The sequence below is a fragment of the Streptomyces sp. NPDC042201 genome, from assembly GCF_055582185.1.
This window is the reverse complement of sequence record NZ_JBVJDS010000017.1, coordinates 1-17236: the sequence shown is the minus strand read 5'-3', so window position 1 is coordinate 17236 and position 17236 is coordinate 1. Positions and strand designations below refer to the sequence as shown.

Annotated in this window: 15 protein-coding genes and 1 pseudogene; 8 read left to right on the top strand and 8 right to left on the bottom strand. The window is 70.5% G+C overall.

The genetic code is table 11. The features are described 5' to 3' along the window. Window positions 1-5 precede the first annotated feature (5 nt). Window positions 6-1583 (top strand): NADH-quinone oxidoreductase subunit M, encoded by a 1578-nt coding sequence (locus ACZ6MZ_RS30950; protein WP_389785941.1) that lies wholly within the window; start codon window positions 6-8, stop codon window positions 1581-1583. After that, the gene (gene nuoN, locus ACZ6MZ_RS30945; protein WP_469355735.1) at window positions 1580-3232 is read left to right on the top strand and encodes an NADH-quinone oxidoreductase subunit NuoN; all 1653 of its coding nucleotides are present in this window, start codon (window positions 1580-1582) and stop codon (window positions 3230-3232) included. Before ACZ6MZ_RS30950 ends, nuoN begins: the two co-directional genes overlap by 4 nt. 87 nt (window positions 3233-3319) lie before the next feature. Here the strand turns inward: nuoN and ACZ6MZ_RS30940 are convergent, their stop codons facing one another. The 3 genes from ACZ6MZ_RS30940 to fahA form a co-directional block, all read right to left on the bottom strand. Beyond that, on the bottom strand, window positions 3320-3922 hold the full coding sequence (locus tag ACZ6MZ_RS30940) for a Uma2 family endonuclease (protein WP_469355852.1): 603 nt from the start codon (window positions 3920-3922) through the stop codon (window positions 3320-3322). 109 nt (window positions 3923-4031) lie between these two features. Then, window positions 4032-4331 (bottom strand): hypothetical protein, encoded by a 300-nt coding sequence (locus tag ACZ6MZ_RS30935; RefSeq protein ID WP_469355732.1) that lies wholly within the window; start codon window positions 4329-4331, stop codon window positions 4032-4034. Then, window positions 4328-5551, bottom strand: coding sequence for a fumarylacetoacetase (fahA, locus tag ACZ6MZ_RS30930; protein ID WP_389785938.1), 1224 nt, complete (start codon window positions 5549-5551; stop codon window positions 4328-4330). Before fahA ends, ACZ6MZ_RS30935 begins: the two co-directional genes overlap by 4 nt. Window positions 5552-5951: 400 nt before the next feature. On the opposite strand from fahA, the gene ACZ6MZ_RS30925 reads away from it, so the two are divergent. From ACZ6MZ_RS30925 to ACZ6MZ_RS30910, 4 genes are all read left to right on the top strand, one after another. After that, window positions 5952-6962: a polyprenyl synthetase family protein gene (locus ACZ6MZ_RS30925; RefSeq protein WP_384185808.1), complete on the top strand. Its 1011-nt coding sequence runs from the start codon at window positions 5952-5954 to the stop codon at window positions 6960-6962. A 215-nt stretch (window positions 6963-7177) separates the two neighbouring features. Then, the gene (locus ACZ6MZ_RS30920; protein WP_389785933.1) at window positions 7178-8443 is read left to right on the top strand and encodes a LolA family protein; all 1266 of its coding nucleotides are present in this window, start codon (window positions 7178-7180) and stop codon (window positions 8441-8443) included. A gap of 209 nt (window positions 8444-8652) precedes the next feature. After that, window positions 8653-9591 (top strand): ABC transporter ATP-binding protein, encoded by a 939-nt coding sequence (locus ACZ6MZ_RS30915; RefSeq protein WP_469355729.1) that lies wholly within the window; start codon window positions 8653-8655, stop codon window positions 9589-9591. Beyond that, entirely contained in the window at window positions 9578-10483 is a 906-nt protein-coding gene (locus tag ACZ6MZ_RS30910) for an ABC transporter permease (RefSeq protein ID WP_389785931.1), read from the top strand. Before ACZ6MZ_RS30915 ends, ACZ6MZ_RS30910 begins: the two co-directional genes overlap by 14 nt. A 97-nt stretch (window positions 10484-10580) precedes the next feature. Here the strand turns inward: ACZ6MZ_RS30910 and ACZ6MZ_RS30905 are convergent, their stop codons facing one another. Together ACZ6MZ_RS30905 and ACZ6MZ_RS30900 are read right to left on the bottom strand one after the other, a co-directional pair. Further along, the gene (locus tag ACZ6MZ_RS30905; RefSeq protein WP_389785929.1) at window positions 10581-11954 is read right to left on the bottom strand and encodes a M28 family metallopeptidase; all 1374 of its coding nucleotides are present in this window, start codon (window positions 11952-11954) and stop codon (window positions 10581-10583) included. Between the two features lie 372 nt (window positions 11955-12326). Beyond that, window positions 12327-12803: a winged helix-turn-helix transcriptional regulator gene (locus ACZ6MZ_RS30900; protein WP_389785927.1), complete on the bottom strand. Its 477-nt coding sequence runs from the start codon at window positions 12801-12803 to the stop codon at window positions 12327-12329. Window positions 12804-12934: 131 nt separating this feature from the next. Between ACZ6MZ_RS30900 and ACZ6MZ_RS30895 the strand changes: the two genes are divergently transcribed. Then, window positions 12935-14422, top strand: a complete 1488-nt coding sequence (locus ACZ6MZ_RS30895; protein WP_469355726.1) for an MFS transporter — start codon at window positions 12935-12937, stop codon at window positions 14420-14422. Window positions 14423-14460: 38 nt separating this feature from the next. On the opposite strand, the gene rarD is transcribed toward ACZ6MZ_RS30895, so the two are convergent. Beyond that, window positions 14461-15483, bottom strand: a complete 1023-nt coding sequence (rarD, locus tag ACZ6MZ_RS30890; protein ID WP_469355724.1) for an EamA family transporter RarD — start codon at window positions 15481-15483, stop codon at window positions 14461-14463. A gap of 136 nt (window positions 15484-15619) precedes the next feature. Then, window positions 15620-16480 carry an SDR family oxidoreductase gene (locus ACZ6MZ_RS30885; protein WP_469355722.1) on the bottom strand — a complete coding sequence of 287 codons (861 nt, stop codon included), beginning with the start codon at window positions 16478-16480 and terminating at the stop codon, window positions 15620-15622. Between the two features lie 101 nt (window positions 16481-16581). Between ACZ6MZ_RS30885 and ACZ6MZ_RS30880 the strand changes: the two genes are divergently transcribed. Next, window positions 16582-16971, top strand: a complete 390-nt coding sequence (locus ACZ6MZ_RS30880) for a winged helix-turn-helix transcriptional regulator (RefSeq protein ID WP_383913942.1) — start codon at window positions 16582-16584, stop codon at window positions 16969-16971. 106 nt (window positions 16972-17077) lie between these two features. Here the strand turns inward: ACZ6MZ_RS30880 and ACZ6MZ_RS30875 are convergent. Further along, window positions 17078-17236, bottom strand: a pseudogene (locus ACZ6MZ_RS30875) (2-oxoacid:ferredoxin oxidoreductase subunit beta); the annotation flags it as partial.

Sequence of the window (17236 nt, the reverse complement as noted above, 5' to 3'; positions counted from 1 at the left end):
CGGATATGTCGTTCCCTCTTCTGACGGCGACGGCGGTGCTTCCCGCGGTCGGCGCGATCGTCACGGCGGCCGTCCCGGCCGCCCGGCGCACCGCCGCCAAGTGGCTGGCGCTGATCTTCTCGCTCGCCACGCTCGTGCTGGCCGCCCTCGTGCTGGTCCGCTTCGAGCCCGGCGGCGCCCGCTACCAGCTCACCGAATCGCACGCCTGGATCGCGGACTTCGGTGTGCGGTACGAACTGGGCGTGGACGGCATCGGGGTGGCGCTGCTGGCGCTGACCGCGCTGCTGATCCCGTTCGTGATCCTGGCCGGCTGGCATGACGCCGACCCGATGGAGGACGCGAACCCGAACCGCCGCTGGCGGCCGACCCAGGGCTTCTTCGCGCTGATCCTGATGGTCGAGGCGATGGTGATCCTCTCCTTCGAGGCCACCGACGTCTTCCTCTTCTACATCCTCTTCGAAGCCATGCTCATCCCGATGTACTTCCTCATCGGCGGCTTCGGCGACCGCGCCCACGCGGGCGGGGACGAGGCGGCGGCCAAGCAGCGTACGTACGCGGCCGTGAAGTTCCTCCTCTACAACCTGGTCGGCGGCCTGATCATGCTGGCCGCGGTCATCGGCCTCCATGTCGTCACGGGTACGTTCTCGCTCACCGAGATCGCCGCGGCGCGGGCCGACGGCACGCTGACCATGGCGACCGGCACCGAGCGGTGGCTCTTCCTCGGCTTCTTCTTCGCGTTCGCCGTGAAGGCGCCGCTGTGGCCGCTGCACACCTGGCTGCCCAACGCCATGGGGGAGGCCACCGCGCCCGTCGCCGTACTGATCACCGCGGTGGTCGACAAGGTCGGCACGTTCGCGATGCTGCGCTTCTGTCTCCAGCTGTTCCCGGAGGCGTCCAAGTGGGCCACGCCGGTGATCCTGGTGCTGGCCTTGATCAGCATCATCTACGGAGCGCTGCTCGCGGTCGGCCAGCGCGACATCAAGCGCCTGATCGCGTACGCGTCGATCTCGCACTTCGGCTTCATCATCATGGGCATCTTCGCGATGACCAGCCAGGGCCAGTCGGGCGCCACGCTCTACATGGTCAACCACGGGATCTCGACGGCCGCGCTGATGCTGGTGGCCGGCTTCCTGATCACCCGGCGCGGCTCGCGGCTCATCGCGGACTACGGCGGGGTGCAGAAGGTCGCGCCGGTCCTCGCGGGTACGTTCCTGATCGGCGGTCTCGCCACGCTCTCGCTGCCGGGGCTCTCCCCGTTCGTGAGTGAATTCCTGGTCCTGGTCGGCACGTTCAGCAGGTATCCGGTGGTCGGCATCATCGCCACCATCGGCATCGTGCTCGCCGCGCTGTACGTGCTCGTCCTCTACCAGCGCACGATGACCGGCCCGGTGAAGGCCGAGGTCCGGAACATGCCGGATCTGCGGGTCCGGGAGCTGGTGGTCGTCACCCCGCTGATCGCGCTCCTCCTCTTCCTGGGCGTCTATCCGAAGCCGCTGACCGAGATCGTCAACCCGGCGGTGCAGCACACGATGTCCGACGTACAGCAGACCGATCCCAAGCCCGAGGTGGAGGCCGCCCCGTGAGTGCGACAGCTGTCCACAGCCTGTGGACAACGACGGCGGCCGACGGGATCGACAAGATCCCGGCCCCGAATATCGAGTACGCCCAGCTGGCCCCCATGCTGATCGTGGTGGGCGGCGCGGTCCTGGGGATCCTGGTCGAGGCGTTCGTCCCCCGCAAGGGGCGGTACCACGCGCAGCTCTTCCTCTCCGTGGTCGCCCTGGCCGCCTCCTTCGCGGCGGTGATCGCGCTCGCGGCCGGCGGATACGGCACGACCAAGGCGCATATCGCGGCCATGGGCGCCATCGCCATCGACGGCCCGACGCTCTTCCTGCAGGGCACGATCCTGCTGGCCTCGGTCGTCGCGGTGTTCACCTTCGCCGAGCGCCGGCTCGACCCGGAGACCCACGGCAACCGCGCGGACTCCTTCGTCGCGCAGGCCGCGGCCGTGCCGGGCAGTGACAGCGAGAAGGCCGCGGTCAAGGCCGGGTTCGCCACGACCGAGGTGTTCCCGCTGGCGCTGTTCGCCATCGCGGGAATGCTCGCCTTCCCGGCGGCCAACGATCTGCTGACGCTCTTCATCGCGCTGGAAGTCTTCTCGCTCCCGCTCTACCTCCTCTGCGCCCTCGCCCGCCGCAAGCGGCTGATGTCGCAGGAGGCCGCGGTCAAGTACTTCCTGCTGGGCTCCTTCTCGTCGGCGTTCCTGCTCTTCGGGATCGCGCTGATGTACGGGTACGCGGGCTCCGTCTCGTACGCGCGCATCGCGGAGGTCGTCGACGGCACCGTCCAGAACGTCAGTCCGGCGCTCGCCGACACCATGGGGAACGACGCGCTGCTGCTGATCGGCGGCGCGATGATCCTGATGGGGCTCCTCTTCAAGGTCGGCGCCGTGCCGTTCCACATGTGGACCCCGGACGTCTACCAGGGCGCTCCCACCCCGGTCACCGGCTTCATGGCCGCGGCGACCAAGGTGGCCGCCTTCGGCGCGCTGCTGCGGTTGCTGTACGTCGTCCTGCCGGGCCTGCGCTGGGACTGGCGGCCGGTGATGTGGGCCATCGCCATCATCACCATGCTGGGCGGCGCGATCGTCGCCATCACCCAGACGGACATAAAGCGCCTCCTGGCGTACTCGTCGATCGCGCACGCGGGCTTCATCCTGGCCGGTGTGATCGCCGCGACGCCCGACGGTGTCTCGTCCGTCCTCTTCTACCTGGCGGCGTACTCCTTCGTCACGATCGGCGCGTTCGCGGTCGTCACGCTGGTGCGCGACGCGGGCGGCGAGGCGACGCATCTGTCCAAGTGGGCAGGGCTCGGCCGGCGTTCGCCGCTGGTGGCCGCGGTCTTCGCGGTCTTCCTGCTCGCCTTCGCCGGTATCCCGCTGACCTCCGGCTTCTCCGGTAAGTTCGCGGTCTTCAAGGCGGCGGCGGAGGGCGGCGCGGGAGCGCTGGTCGTGGTCGGTGTGATCGCCTCGGCCATCGCGGCGTTCTTCTACATCCGGGTCATCGTGCTGATGTTCTTCAGCGAGCCGAAGGCCGACGGCCCGACGGTCGCGGTGCCGTCACCGCTGACGATGACGGCGATCGGCGTGGGCGTCGTGGTCACCCTGGTCCTGGGCGTGGCCCCGCAGTACTTCCTGGACCTGGCGAACCAGGCGGGCGTCTTCGTCCGCTAGCCACCCGTTCCACCCACCAGAGGCCCGACACCGTCCCCAGGTGCCGGGCCTCTGCCGTCCCCCCGCCCGCCTGACGCGAGCGGCCGGTCACCCGGTGGTGCGCCGACGTGGGGTGATCGCGTTCAGATCGAGGTCCATGGGGAACGGGACCGAGACCTTCAGCCGGTCGTGGAAGATCCCCGTGCTGGTGTACGCGCCGGTGGCCGGCTCCAGCTCGAAGACATAGACGACGGCGCGGCCCTCGCTGTTCTCCACCCGCCAGTAGTGCGGGATCTTGGCACGGGCGTACTTCACCGGCTTGGTCTCACGGTCCCGCGACCTCGACTCGGGTGAGACGACCTCGATGGCCAGCAGCACGGACTCGGCGGGAAGCCGGGTCTGTTCCGGGTCCTCGACGATCTCACTGCGCACGGCGATGACATCGGGCTCGGGACGGTTGTACCGGTCGATGTCGATGGTGAACTCGCGAATGATCTCCAGATCGGCGGGGGCGAGGGATTGCAGCTGCCATTCGAAGAAGCTGACCGCCCGGGAATGGAAGAGGGTCTGCGGACTCACGAAGACGAGGCTCCCGTCGATCAGCTCCGTGTGCGGAGGCAGGTTCGGAAGCCGGTCCAGGTCGTCGGCGGTCCAGCCGCCCTCCGGCGGGATCGGCCACCTGGGCTCCGGGGCCTCGGGTACGACGCTCATCAGTGCTCCCATGCGACGGAGTCTCGCGGGTCCGTTCAGCGTAGCCGCGGGATACCGGATCAAGGTCCTGCGGACGTGTGAAGGCGTGGCGGGACGTTGACGGGACGGGTTACTTCGGGGGTGGCGCCGGGGGGCTGGCGGCCAGGTCGCGGGCGGCGTCGGTGCAGCCGTCCATCCAGATCGGGCTGGTCTTCACGCTGTCTGTTTCCGCGTGCTCGCCACACTCGGATTCCGCGACGCCGCGGTCGATGTCCGTGCCGCTGAGGTGGTTGGCCGGGCCCTCGTCCCGGCCGAAGAGGTAGCCGTCCTCGTAGATTTCGGCCGGGCTCCGGTCCTCACCCTCGGCGCAGGCGCCGAGGGTGAGGACCGGGACGAGTATGAGGAGGGCGGCGCCCTGGCGGCGGTTCATCGGGGCGCGATCCGGCCCGTCACCTCACCCAGACCGACCCGGGTGCCGTCGGGGCCAGGGGCCCAGGCCGTCAGAGTGACCTCGTCGCCGTCCTCCAGGAACGTCCGCTTGCCGTCGGGGAGTTCGATGGGCTCGGTGCCGTTCCAGGTGAGTTCGAGGAGGGAGCCGCGCTCCTCGCGCGTGGCGCCGCTGACCGTGCCGGAGGCGAAGAGGTCTCCCGTACGGAGCGAGGCGCCGTTGACCGTCATATGGGTCAGCTGCTGGGCCGCCGTCCAGTACATGGTGGAGAAGGGCGGCTCGGAGATCACCTGGCCGTTGAGGGAGACGGAGATCCGCAGATCGAAGCCGCCCGGCTCCTCGTCGTCCGCGTCGTCCAGATAGGGGAGCAGCTCGGCGGTACGGGCCGGCGGCGTCACCCGGGCCGCGTCCAGGGCCTCCAGCGGGGTCACCCACGCGGAGACGGAGGTGGCGAAGGACTTCCCGAGGAACGGGCCGAGCGGAACGTACTCCCAGGCCTGGATGTCACGCGCCGACCAGTCGTTGAGCAGGGAGAGCCCGAAGACATGGTCGCGGAAGGAGGCCAGCTCCACCGGAGCGCCCTGCCGGGACGGCGTACCGACGACGAAGGCGACCTCCGCCTCGATGTCGAGCTTCACCGAGGGCCCGAAGACCGGCGCCGGGTCGGACGGGGCCTTGCGCTGGCCCGAGGGGCGCGTCACGTCCGTACCGGAGACGACGATCGTGCCGGCCCTGCCGTGGTAACCGATCGGCAGGTGCTTCCAGTTGGGGGTCAGCGCGTCCCCGTCCGGGCGGAAGATCCGGCCCACATTGGTGGCGTGGTGCTCGCTCGCGTAGAAGTCGACATAGTCCGCGACCTCGTACGGAAGATGCAGCGTGACCGAGCGCAGCGGGTGGAGGAGCGGCTCGATCTCCGCGCGGTGTGCGGGGACGGTCACCCATGCGGTGAGGGCGCGGCGTACATCGCGCCAGGCCGTGCGACCCGCCGCCATCAGGGGGTTGAGGCTCGGCCGGTCCAGCAGCGCCGCGTACGGGGAGCCCAGGGCGTGCGCCGCCGCTCCCGCGTCGAGCACCTGATCGCCGATACGGACCCCGAGCCGGCGACGGTCCGGCTCGTCGCCGGTGGAGAAGACTCCGTACGGCAGGTTGTGCGGACCGAAGGGATCGCCCTCGGCCGGTTCGAGCGGGCTCTGCTCGGACATTGGTGCTGCCTCGCTTTCCGGATCGATGCAGGACACGTTACGTCGCTGTTGCCCAGCCGCGTCAGTGCTGAAAAGCCCGCTTCGACCGAAAAGGGCTGGGTGGGCCGGGGAGTTCGGGAACCGTACCGGCGGTAGCCCCACCAGCCCCCGCGTCGCGCCGCGCCGGACCCGCCGTCGTCACCCATGGAGTCCTTGGCGGCCGTACGCCCTGCGTTCGGGTCCGCGTCGGCCGCTGTTTCGGACAGAAGTTCCACTCTTGGCCGTATGTGCGACCCCGAACATACCGGCGGTGCCGGGAAGGCGCCCATGGTGATCGAAACGCGACCGGATACGCTGACTTGAGTGAGGGCAGCGACACATCGACAATGCGTGTGAGCGTCAGCAGACAGGAGTACCTCTCGTGACCGTCGTCGGGCCGTTCGGGCTGAGCGTGCGGGACCAGGCTCTTGAGGCCGATGTCCAGACCGGGTTGGCGGCTGTCGAGGCGGGTCTGCTCGACGCCACCAAGAGCGAGGTCCCCTTCATCACGGAGGCCGCTCAGCATCTGGTGCGGGCCGGCGGCAAGCGGTTCAGGCCGCTGCTGGTGATGCTCGCGTCGCAGTTCGGTGATCCGTACGCGCCCGGTGTCGTCCCGTCCGCCGTGGTCGTCGAGCTGACGCATCTGGCGACGCTGTACCACGACGACGTGATGGACGTGGCGGAGGTCCGCCGCGGGGTGGACAGCGCCAACGCCCGCTGGGGCAACTCGGTCGCCGTCCTCACCGGTGACTTCCTCTTCGCCCGCGCCTCGCACATCCTGGCCGACCTGGGCCCCGAGGCCGTCCGTGTCCAGGCGGAAGCCTTCGAACGGCTGGTCACGGGCCAGATCCTGGAGACGGCGGGACCGCGCGACGGACGCGACCCGGTCGACCACTACCTCGATGTCATCGGCGGCAAGACGGGCTCGCTGATCGCCGTCTCCGGACGCTTCGGCGCGATGATGTCGGGCGCGGACGACTCCGTCGTCGACATCCTCACCCAGTACGGGGAGCGGCTCGGCGTCGCCTTCCAGCTCGCCGACGACGTCCTCGACATCGCCAGCGACTCCCACGAGTCGGGCAAGACCCCCGGCACGGATCTGCGCGAGGGCATCCCGACGCTGCCGGTGCTGCTGCTGCGTGCGCAGGCCGAGGCGCACGGCAGGCAGGACGACCTGGAGCTGGTCGAGCTGCTGGACGGCGATCTGACGGACGACGCCCGGCACGCGCGGGCGCTGCGTCTGCTGCGCGCGCACCCGGCCCTGGAGCAGGCGCGGCGCGACACCGTGCACTACGCGGAGGCGGCGCGGGCCACGCTGACGCCGCTGCCCGAGTGCTACGCGAAGTCCGCGCTGGTCGAGCTGTGCGACGCGGTGGTCCACCGCGCCGGCTGACGGTCCCCCACGCGTCCCCTACTGGATGGGGGAGGCATCTCGTCCGTATGTCATCCCAGAGCAGTACGGGAAGTTGCTTCCGCGGTCTGACGCTTACGCCAGTTCGATTTGGTCAGATGGACAACACCACTCCTGACCAATTCGGGTGAGAATGGCGGCGAGGGGTGGACGAGTGCAACGGACGGAAGGCCGCCGACCACGGAGGTAGGGCACACATGGCACCGAACGACAGCGCACAGATCACCGAGGAGGACGGGGAGGCCCGCGGGGGGCGTCGTCGCCTCACGCGTTACGCGGTCCCGGTCGCGGTGGCGGGGGTGGCTGCGGCGACCATCGGACTCGTCCCGGCACTCGCCGCGTCGGGTGATCCCGATCTGCCGAAGATCAGCGCGCAGCAGCTCATCGAGAAGATCGCCGCGTCGGACACCGAGCGGCTCTCGGGCTCGGTGAAGATCACCACGGACCTGGGCATCCCGTCGCTGGGCGGCCTCACCGGCGCGATGGGCAGCTCGCTCGCCCCGCAGGGCGCCGAGGACGGCAAGGGAGGTTCCACGGCGGACCCGACCACGAAGCTGATGGAGCTCGGCGCCGGCACCCACACGCTGCGGGTCGCGGCGGACGGCCCCGACAAGCAGCGCGTGTCGATCATGAACGACGCTGCCGAGTACAGCCTGATCCACAACGCCGGCGAGGTCTGGGCGTACGACAGCGCCTCCAACGAGGCATACCACGCCGCCTCTCCGAAGGGCGCGGACGGCTCGCACCAGGGCAAGGAGCGGCCGGCTGGGAAGGGCGTCCCCGCCACGCCCAAGGACTTCGCCGAGCAGGCACTGAAGGCCGCGGGCGACACGACCTCGGTGAGCGTCGACGGCACGGCGCGGATCGCCGGGCGCGACGCGTACCAGCTGCTCATCAAGCCCAAGCAGGCCGCAGGCTCCACGGTCGGCTCGATCACCGTCGCGGTCGACGCGAAGACCGGTACCCCGCTCAAGTTCACGCTCATGCCGACCAGTGGCGGCAAGGCCGTGGTCGACGTGGGCTTCACCAAGGTCGACTTCGCCAGGCCGGCCGCGTCGACGTTCGACTTCACGCCGCCCAAGGGCGCGAAGGTGACGCAGGCCGACGAGGACACGGCGCGGGAGTCCGCCAAGGGCGGCGAGGGCGCCAAGGACCTCAAGGACCTGAAGGAGCTCAAGGACCGCAACGAGCTCAACCAGCCGAAGGTCATCGGCGAGGGCTGGAACGCGGTCTACGTGCTGGGATCCTCGGACGGCGCGTCCGCGCCGTCGACGTCGGGTGAGATGCCGCAGGACGCCCAGAAGTTCATGGACGCGCTGGGCGACAAGGTCACCGGCAAGTTCGGCTCGGGCACGGTCTTCCAGACCCGCCTGGTCAACGCCCTGATGACGGACGACGGCAGGGTCTATGTCGGCGCCGTGACGAAGGACGCTCTGGTCAAGGCCGCCAACCAGGCCAAGTAAGGCAGCAACGCCCGCCCCGTCGTACGCTCCGTACGGCGGGGCGGAATGCTGACCGGGGCCGGCCGGCTTCCTGCCGGGCACCGCCGACCGCAAGGCAGCAGGACCGCAAGGCAGCAGGACCGCAGGCCAGCAGGACCGCAAGCCAGCAGGACCGCAAGCCAGCAGGACCGCAGGACCGCATACCGCCCACGAGCGAAGGGAGGAGCGAGATGACAGCCGTCATCGAGACACGCGGGCTCACCAAGCGCTTCCGCGGCGGACAGCTCGCCGTCGACCGCCTCGACCTGGCCGTACCCGCAGGCAGCGTATTCGGCTTCCTCGGACCCAACGGGTCGGGCAAGACCACCACCATCCGGATGCTGATGGGCCTGATCGACCCGACCGCCGGCTCGGCCACCCTCCTCGGACGGCCCATGCCGCGCGCGGCCCGTGCCGTACTCCCTGAGGTGGGCACCCTGATCGAAGGCCCCGCGCTGTACGGGTACTTGACCGGCCGGGACAATCTCGTACGGTACGACTCCGCCGACCCGACGGCCGATCCCCGCACCCGCCGCACCCGGGTGGCGGAGGCGCTGGACCGGGTCGGGCTGACCGCCGCCGGCGGCAAGAGGGCGAAGGCGTACTCGCTCGGGATGAAGCAGCGGCTCGGGCTCGCGGCCGCGCTGCTCCAGCCGCGTCGGCTGCTGGTGCTGGACGAGCCGACGAACGGTCTCGACCCGCAGGGCATGCGCGAGATCAGGACTCTGGTGCGGGAGCTGGCGGCGGACGGCACGACCGTCTTTCTCTCCTCCCATCTCCTCGACGAGATCGAGCAGGTGTGCACGCATGCCGCCGTGATGGCCCAGGGACGGCTGATCACCCAGGGATCGGTCGCCGATCTGGCGGCCGGGGCCCGGGGGAGACTGGCGGTCACGACTCCCGACCCGGGCGAGGCCGCGCGGGTGCTGAAGGAGCTGGGCGTCACCGAGGTGACCGTGGCCGAGGACCGGGTGAGCGGTGAGCCGCCCGCCGGCGAGGTGGAGCTCGCGGACCTCAACGCCGCGCTCGTACAGGCAGGCGTGCGGGTACGGTCCTTCGGCATCGAGCGTGCCTCGCTGGAGGACGCCTTCGTCGCGCTGACCGGGGAGGGCTTCGATGTCGCAGGCTGAGGTACTGGACGCGACAGGGACGCCGCCGGAGCGGCCCGGGGCGCGGGAGACGCGCCTGTGGTGGACGCTCGGACTGTTCCGCTCCGAGCTGACCATCACCTTCCGGCGCGGGCGCACACTGGCCCTGCTGGGTGTGCTCGCCGCCGTACCCGTCCTCATCGGGATCGCCGTGAAGATCGAGACGAGCGACGGCGGTGGGGTCGGCGGCCCGGGCGGCGGTGGCCCCGCCTTCCTCACCCAGATCACCAACAACGGACTGTTCCTGGTCTTCGCCGCGCTCGCCGCGACGCTCCCGGTCTTCCTCCCGATGGCCGTCGGGGTCATCGCGGGGGACTCGGTGGCCGGCGAGGCCGGCGGCGGGACGCTGCGCTATCTGCTGGTGGCCCCCGCCGGGCGAACCCGGCTGCTGCTCGCCAAGTACGCCTCCACGCTGGCCTTCTGCCTGGCCGCGACGCTGGCCGTGGCGGCCTCGGCGCTCGCCGTCGGCGCGCTGCTCTTCCCGCTGGGTGAGGTCACCACGATCTCCGGCACCCGGATCTCCTTCGGGGAGGGGCTGGTGCGGGCCGTGCTGATCGCGCTGGTCGTCGCCGCCTCGCTGATCGGGCTCGCGGCGCTCGGCCTGTTCATCTCCACCCTGACCAACAGCGGGATCGCGGCGATGGCGGCGACGGTCGGGCTGCTGATCACGGTGCAGATCCTGGACACGATCCCGCAGCTGCACGCGATCCAGCCGTACCTCTTCACGCACTACTGGATGTCGTTCGCCGATCTGCTGCGCGAGCCGGTCTACTGGGACGACGTGGTCAAGAACCTGGGGCTGCAGGCGCTGTACGCGGCGGTGTTCGGCTCGGCGGCCTGGGCGCGCTTCACGGCGAAGGACATCACGGCCTGAGCCGGGGTGGCCGCCGGTCGACCGGCGGCCACCCCGTGACCGATGGCCAGTGACCGGCGGCCCGGGGATCCGGGCCACCGGCCTGAGCGGGCCGGTCTCAGAAGGTGAGCCGCCAGCTGTTGATGTAGCCCGTGTCCTGGGCGCCGACGTCCTGGACCCGCAGCTTCCAGACGCCGTTCGCGACCTCGCTCGACGCGTTCACCGTGTAGGTGGCGATCACGTCGTCCGCGGAGTCACCGCTGCTGGAGTTCTTCAGCCGGTAGGCCGTCCCGTCCGGGGCGACCAGGTCGACGACCAGGTCACCGCGCCAGGTGTGCTTGATGTCCACGCCCACCTTGAGCGCGGTGGGGGCGTTGCCCGTACGGCCCGAGACGGTGAGCGACGAGGTGACGGCGGCGCCGTTGTCCGGGATGGAGACATCGGTGAGCGTCTCGAAGACCTCACCCGAGGGGATGGTGGAGCCGGCCGAGAGCGTCCAGACCGCGTAGGCGACGGCGTCGCTGTTGCGGTCGAGCGCCGTGTCGTTGATGTTGGTCAGGGAGTCGCAGGAGGAGTGGTAGCAGCGGTCGAAGGCCTGCCCCGAGGTGCCGCCCCACTTCTGGGCCTGCGCCGCGGTCTTGATGTAGTCGGCGCCGCTGAACAGCCCGCCGACCGGGATGCCGACGTTCTTGAACGGGGCGTGGTCGGAGCGGCCGTCGCCCTCGGTCTCGATCTCCGTCGAGATACCGAGGCCGGCGTAGTAGTCCTTGAAGGTCTGCTCGATCGTCGGGTCGTCGTCGTAGACGAAGTAACCGGCGTTCGGGGAGCCGATCATGTCGAAGTTCAGATAGCCGCTGACCTTGGACCGCTCGGCGCTCGGCAGGTTGGTGACGTAGTACTTCGAGCCGATCAGGCCCAGCTCCTCGGCGCCCCACCAGGCGAACCGCAGATGCTTCGTCGGCTGGAGCTGCGCGCGGGAGACGGCGAGCGCGGTTTCGAGGACGGCGGAGGAGCCCGAGCCGTTGTCGTTCATGCCGGCGCCCGAGGTGACCGAGTCGAGGTGGGCGCCGGACATGAGCACCTGGTTCGGGTCGCCGCCGGGCCAGTCGGCTATCAGGTTGTAGCCGGTGGCGCCGCTGGAGGTGAACTGCTGCACGGTGGTGGTGAATCCGGCCGCGTCCAGCTTGCCCTTCACGTAGTTGACGGACGCCAGGTAGCCGGCGCGGCCGTGGGCGCGGTTGCCGCCGTTGGCGGCGGCGATCGACGACAGCTGGGTCAGATGCGCCTTGACGTTGGCGAGCGGGATGTCAGGGGCCGCGAGGGCGGCCGCTTCGAGGGCGGGGGCCGGTGCGGATCGCGCGGGTCTCTGAGAGGTCACGGGGGCCGCTGTGGCGGCCGGCGCGGCGGCGGCTAGCAGCCCGGCGAGGGCGAGCGCGGCGACCGCGGCCGTGCGCGTGGGTATGTGGCGCACTCCGGGGAGGGTGATTTTCATGTGGGGGCTCCGGATTCCGAACGGGGACGGGACGGAACGTGCGAGCGCCCCACGGCAACGGTGGCGTGGGGCGTTGGAGCTGGTGGAGCTTCGGCGCTTGTGGTGCGCTGTGCGTGCTGAATGGTCAGTGAGAGATCGAGTCACCGTCAAGGGCGGGATCCGGACAGGGGTGTTCGTTGAACGGACGCCGGACGCCCCCGGTCCGTCCCCTGACGGTCTTCGCCTCCGGTACGCGCCGGAAGGGAATCCGGCGGCCGAGCCCGATGCCGCTCTCCTCCTGACAGGGATCGTCCGAATGGCGGACACCGATCGGATCGAGCCACGCGTGTCGGCCATGCGATTGCACGGGTGTCCGTATAGGGCGGCTGCCGGTCAGAGTGCGCTCGTCCCTGTCGTGGCCGCCGTGGCAGCCGTGGCCGCCGTACGAGCGTCGTACGCGGCCCGCGCCGCCGCGATCTCCGACTGGTGCTCCTCCGTCCAGGTCACCAGCGCGCGGATCGTGGTGTGCAGCGTGCGGCCGAGCGGCGTGAGCTCGTACTCCACCCGCGGCGGCACGACCGGATGCACCGTCCGCTCGACCAGACCGTCCCGCTCCAGCTGCCGCACCGTCACCGTCAGCATCCGCTGACTGATGCCGTCGATCTCCCGGCGCAGCTCGGTGAAGCGGAGCTTGCGGAGTTCGAGCAGGGCGATGACCAGCAGCGACCACTTGTCGGCGACCCGGTCCAGGATCTGCCGTACCTCGCAGTCCTCCCGGGTGTCCCACTGGAAGGGGTCGGTGTCCCCGTAGCCGACGTCAGAGGCGGTATGCGCGCAGTTACTCGGTGACTTCGAAGTGCCTTCTTCCATAACCCGTCATGCTGCCGCAGGCTTCGGGTGGTTACAAGAAGGAACTGGCCATCGGTCAGGTAACCACCTCGTGTAACCGCCTCCCTTTCTGCGGCTTCCTGCTGCTTCCGTTGCTCCCCGAGGAGTCACCCATGTCATCCGTGTCCGCCGCGCCGGCCATGTCCGCCCGTGCCTGGGCGCTGCTTCTGGTCCTCTGCGGGACGATCTTCCTGGAGGGCATCGACGTCGCCATGCTCGCGGTGGCCGTCCCCTCGATCAGATCCGATCTGGACCTGTCGACCGGCACCGCGGCCTGGGTGATGAGCGCCTACGTCCTCGGCTACGCCGGTTTCACCCTGCTCGGCGGCCGCGCGGCCGATCTCCTCGGCCGGCGGCGGATGTTCCTGGGCTGGCTCACGGTCTTTCTGCTCTTCTCCGGCCTGGGCGGGCTCGCGAACGAGGGCTGGATGCTGATCGTCGCGCGCTTCATCACAGGCGTGTCGGCGGCGTTCATGACCCCCGCCGCCATGTCGATCATCACCACGTCGTACGAGGAGGGGCCGCAGCGCAACAAGGCGCTGCTGGTCTTCGCGGGTACGGCCGCGGCGGGGTTCTCGCTCGGCCTGGTCATCGGCGGTCTGCTGACGCAGCTCGGCTGGCGCTGGGTGTTCTTCGCGCCGGTGCTGCTGGCGGGGGCGATCCTGTTCGCGGCGGTACGGCTGCTGCCGCGTTCCGCCGCCGAACAGCCTCCGGTACGGGGGTCCGGAGGCTTCGATCTGCCGGGTGCGGCCACGGCGGCCGGGGCGATGCTGCTGCTGGCGTACGGGATCGTACGGCTGGAGCACGGCGGCTCCGGCTGGCAGCTGACGGCGGGCGCCTTCGCGGCGGGACTGCTGCTGGTGGGTCTCTTCACGCTGATCGAGCGCCGCTCGGCCGCCCCGCTGGTCCGCCTCGCGATCTTCCGCAAGGCGTCGATGGTCCGTGCCGACCTGGGCGCGCTGCTCTTCGTCGGCTCCTTCTTCGGCTTCCAGTTCGTCGTGACGCTCTACCTCCAGGAGCTGCGCGGCTGGTCCTCCCTGGAGACCGCGCTCGCCCTGGTGATCATCGGCATCGACGCGGTCGTCGCCCCGACACTCACCCCGCGCCTGGTGAACCGCTTCGGCAACGCCCGGGTGATCCTCGGTGGATTCATCCTCGGGATCGTGTCGTACGGACTGTTCCTGCCGGTCGGCATGGACTGGTCGTACGCGGCGATGTTCCCGACCCTGATCCTGACCGGAACCGCCTTCGCGCTGGCGTACGGTCCGCTGACCATCGCGGCGACGGACGGGGTGGCTCCGGCGGAACAGGGCCTGGCGGGCGGACTGCTGCAGACCGCTACCCAGTTCGGTTCCGCGGTCGGTATCTCGGCGGTGACAGCGGTCTACGGCATCGCCGTCGCCGGCACGGACGGCTCCCCGGCCGCCACTCTGGACGCGTTCCGTACGGCGCTGATGGTCCCGGTGGCGATGGTGGCCCTGGGCGCCCTGATCACGGCGACGGGTCTGCGCGGACCGGGCGGGAAGTCCGGCTCGTCCACGGTCGCCACCGCCGTCCCGCACGAGACGGCGCACCGGCCCGCGGAGCCCGCGCCTCGGTAGCGGCGGGTCCGGCGGGCATCCGCGGCCGGCGCGCGGCGTCAGGTCGCGGGTTCCCGCGGTCCGGGGGCGGAGGAGGGCGCGGGCATCGGCTCCGGGTCCGAGACGGCGGAGGCCGGAGGCGGCACGATCGCGCCCTGTTCCGCCGCCAGCGCCGACAGCCGCAGCGCCTGCGCCCTGTTGCGGCGGGCCGTCCGCAGCGCGTCCCAGGTCAGGATCGTCAGCGCCAGCCAGACCAGCGAGAAGCCCGCCCACCGCTCCGCCGGCATCGCCTCGTGGAAGTACGCGACGCCCAGCACGAATTGGAAGACCGGGGCCAGATACTGCAGCAGCCCCAGCGTCGACAGCGGTACCCGTATCGCCGCCGCGCCGAAGCAGACCAGCGGCACGGCGGTGACCAGGCCCGTCGCGGCGAGCAGGGTCGCGTGTCCCGCGCCCTCCGCGGCGAAGGTCGCCGAGCCGGACGCGCTCAGCCAGACGAGATAGCCGAGCGCCGGCAGGAACAGGACAGCCGTCTCCGCCGCCAGCGACTCCAGACCGCCGATATTGATCTTCTTCTTGACCAGGCCGTAGGTCGCGAACGAGAACGCCAGCGTCAGCGAGATCCAGGGCGGCTGCCCGTACCCGATCGCGAGCACCAGCACCGCCGCGAAGCCGATGAAGACCGCCGTCCACTGGGCCGGCCGCAGCCGTTCCTTGAGCAGCAGGACGCCCATGGCGATGGTCACCAGCGGGTTGATGAAGTAGCCCAGGGACGCTTCGACGACCCGGCCGGTGTTGACCGCCCAGATGTAGAAGCCCCAGTTGACGGTGATCACGGTGGCGGCCACAGCGATGAGCCCCAGCTTGCGCGGCTGGCGCAGCAGCTCCCCGACCCAGGCCCAGCGGCGCAGCGCGAGCAGCCCGATCGCGACGAACGCCAGCGACCAGACCATCCGGTGGGCGAGGATCTCCATCGCCCCGGCCGGTTTGAGGAGCGGCCAGAAGAGCGGGACCAGCCCCCACATCCCGTAGGCGCCGATCCCGTACAGCAGACCTGCCCGCTGCTCGCTGTCCGCCTTCACTTGCCCTCCCACCGCACGCCCGCCGCCCCCAGACGGCGACTTCCACGAAGGTAGCGCCGCGCGGAACAGAATGTCATGTCCGTATCGTCATACGGTCATGACGCAGGGGCGGCCGGGCGGGGAGGGGCGCGTGCGGTCAGGCCTTGAGCGCCTCGGCGACCGAGTCGGCGAGCGGAGTGGTCGGGCGGCCGGTCAGCCGGGCCAGGTCACCCGTCGTACGGGCGAGCAGCCCCCGCCCGATCGCGTGGTCGACATCGACGAGCACCTCCGCCAGCGACTCCGGCAGCCCCGCGCCGGTGAGGATTTCGAGCCGCGCCGCGGGCGGGACCTCGCGGTAGGCGATGGTCCCGCCGGTCTGCCGCGACAGCTCCGCCGCGTACTCGGCGAAGGACCACGCCGTGTCGCCGCTCAGCTCGTACGCCTTCCCCAGGTGCCCCTCACCGGTGAGTACGGCGGCCGCCGCGGCCGCGTAGTCCGCGCGGGCGGCCGAGGCGACACGGCCCTCGCCCGCGTTGCCGACGACGGCGCCGTGCTCCAGCACGGGGGCGAGGTTCTCGGTGTAGTTCTCGGTGTACCAGCCGTTGCGCAGGAAGGTGTACGGCAGCCCCGAGCCGAGGATCAGCTGCTCGGTGACCTGGTGCTCGGCCGCCAGCTGGAAGTCGGCCTCGGGTCCGCCCAGCACGCCCGTGTACGCCAGCTGCGCCACCCCGGCCGCCCGCGCGGCCTCGATGACCGCGGTGTGCTGCGGCACGCGTCGGCCGACCTCGCTGCCCGAGACCAGCAGCACCCGGTCGCCGGCCCGGAACGTCCCCGCCAGCGTCTCGGGCCGGTCGTAGTCGGCGAGCCGCAGTTCGATGCCGTGCGCCGCGAGGTCCGCGGCCTTCTCCTTGTCCCGCACGGCGGCGGCGATCCCCTCGGCGGGGACATCCGCGGCCAGCAGGGCGGCGATGACGAGGCGGCCGAGGTGCCCGGTGGCTCCGGTGACGACGATGCTCATGGGGGATTTCTCCAGTTGGTGCGGTTTGGTAGGTCTCTGTCACTCACCCTATGGTGGGTACTATCCAAGGGAAAGTACCCACTTTGAAGTAAGGTACTGGCATGACCGTAAGCGACAGGCCGTACGTCAACCGGCAGATGTGCCCCTCCCGGCTGGTCCTGGAGCACGTCACCAGCCGCTGGGGCGTGCTCGTGCTCGCCGCCCTGCTGGAGCGCTCGTACCGCTTCAGCGAACTGCGGCGCGAGGTCGGCGGCGTCAGCGAGAAGATGCTCGCCCAGACCCTCCGGACGCTGGAGCGCGACGGCTTCGTCCACCGGGACGCCAAGCCCGTGATCCCGCCGCGCGTGGACTACACGCTGACCGGGCTGGGGCGGGAGGCCGCCGAGCAGGTCTGGGGGCTGGCGCGCTGGTCGGAACGGCGGCTGGACGACGTGTTCACGGCGCGTGCGGCGTACGACGAGGCGCGGGCCGCGGGACACGGCGAAGCCTGACGGAGCCTGACACGGCGGAACCTGACCGAGCCTGACACGACGAAGCCCGGACCTCCTGGGAGATCCGGGCCCGAGCGCCGCCGTACGTACCGGCCGACGGCGTGTGTCAGCCGACGACGGTCCAGGTGTCGCCGCCCGCGAGCATCGTGGACAGGTCGCCCTTGCCGTGCTGTTCGACGGCTGCGTCGAGTTGGTCGGACATGAGGGTGTCGTAGACCGGTCGTTTGAAGCTGCGCAGGACGCCGATGGGGGTGTGGTGCAGGGT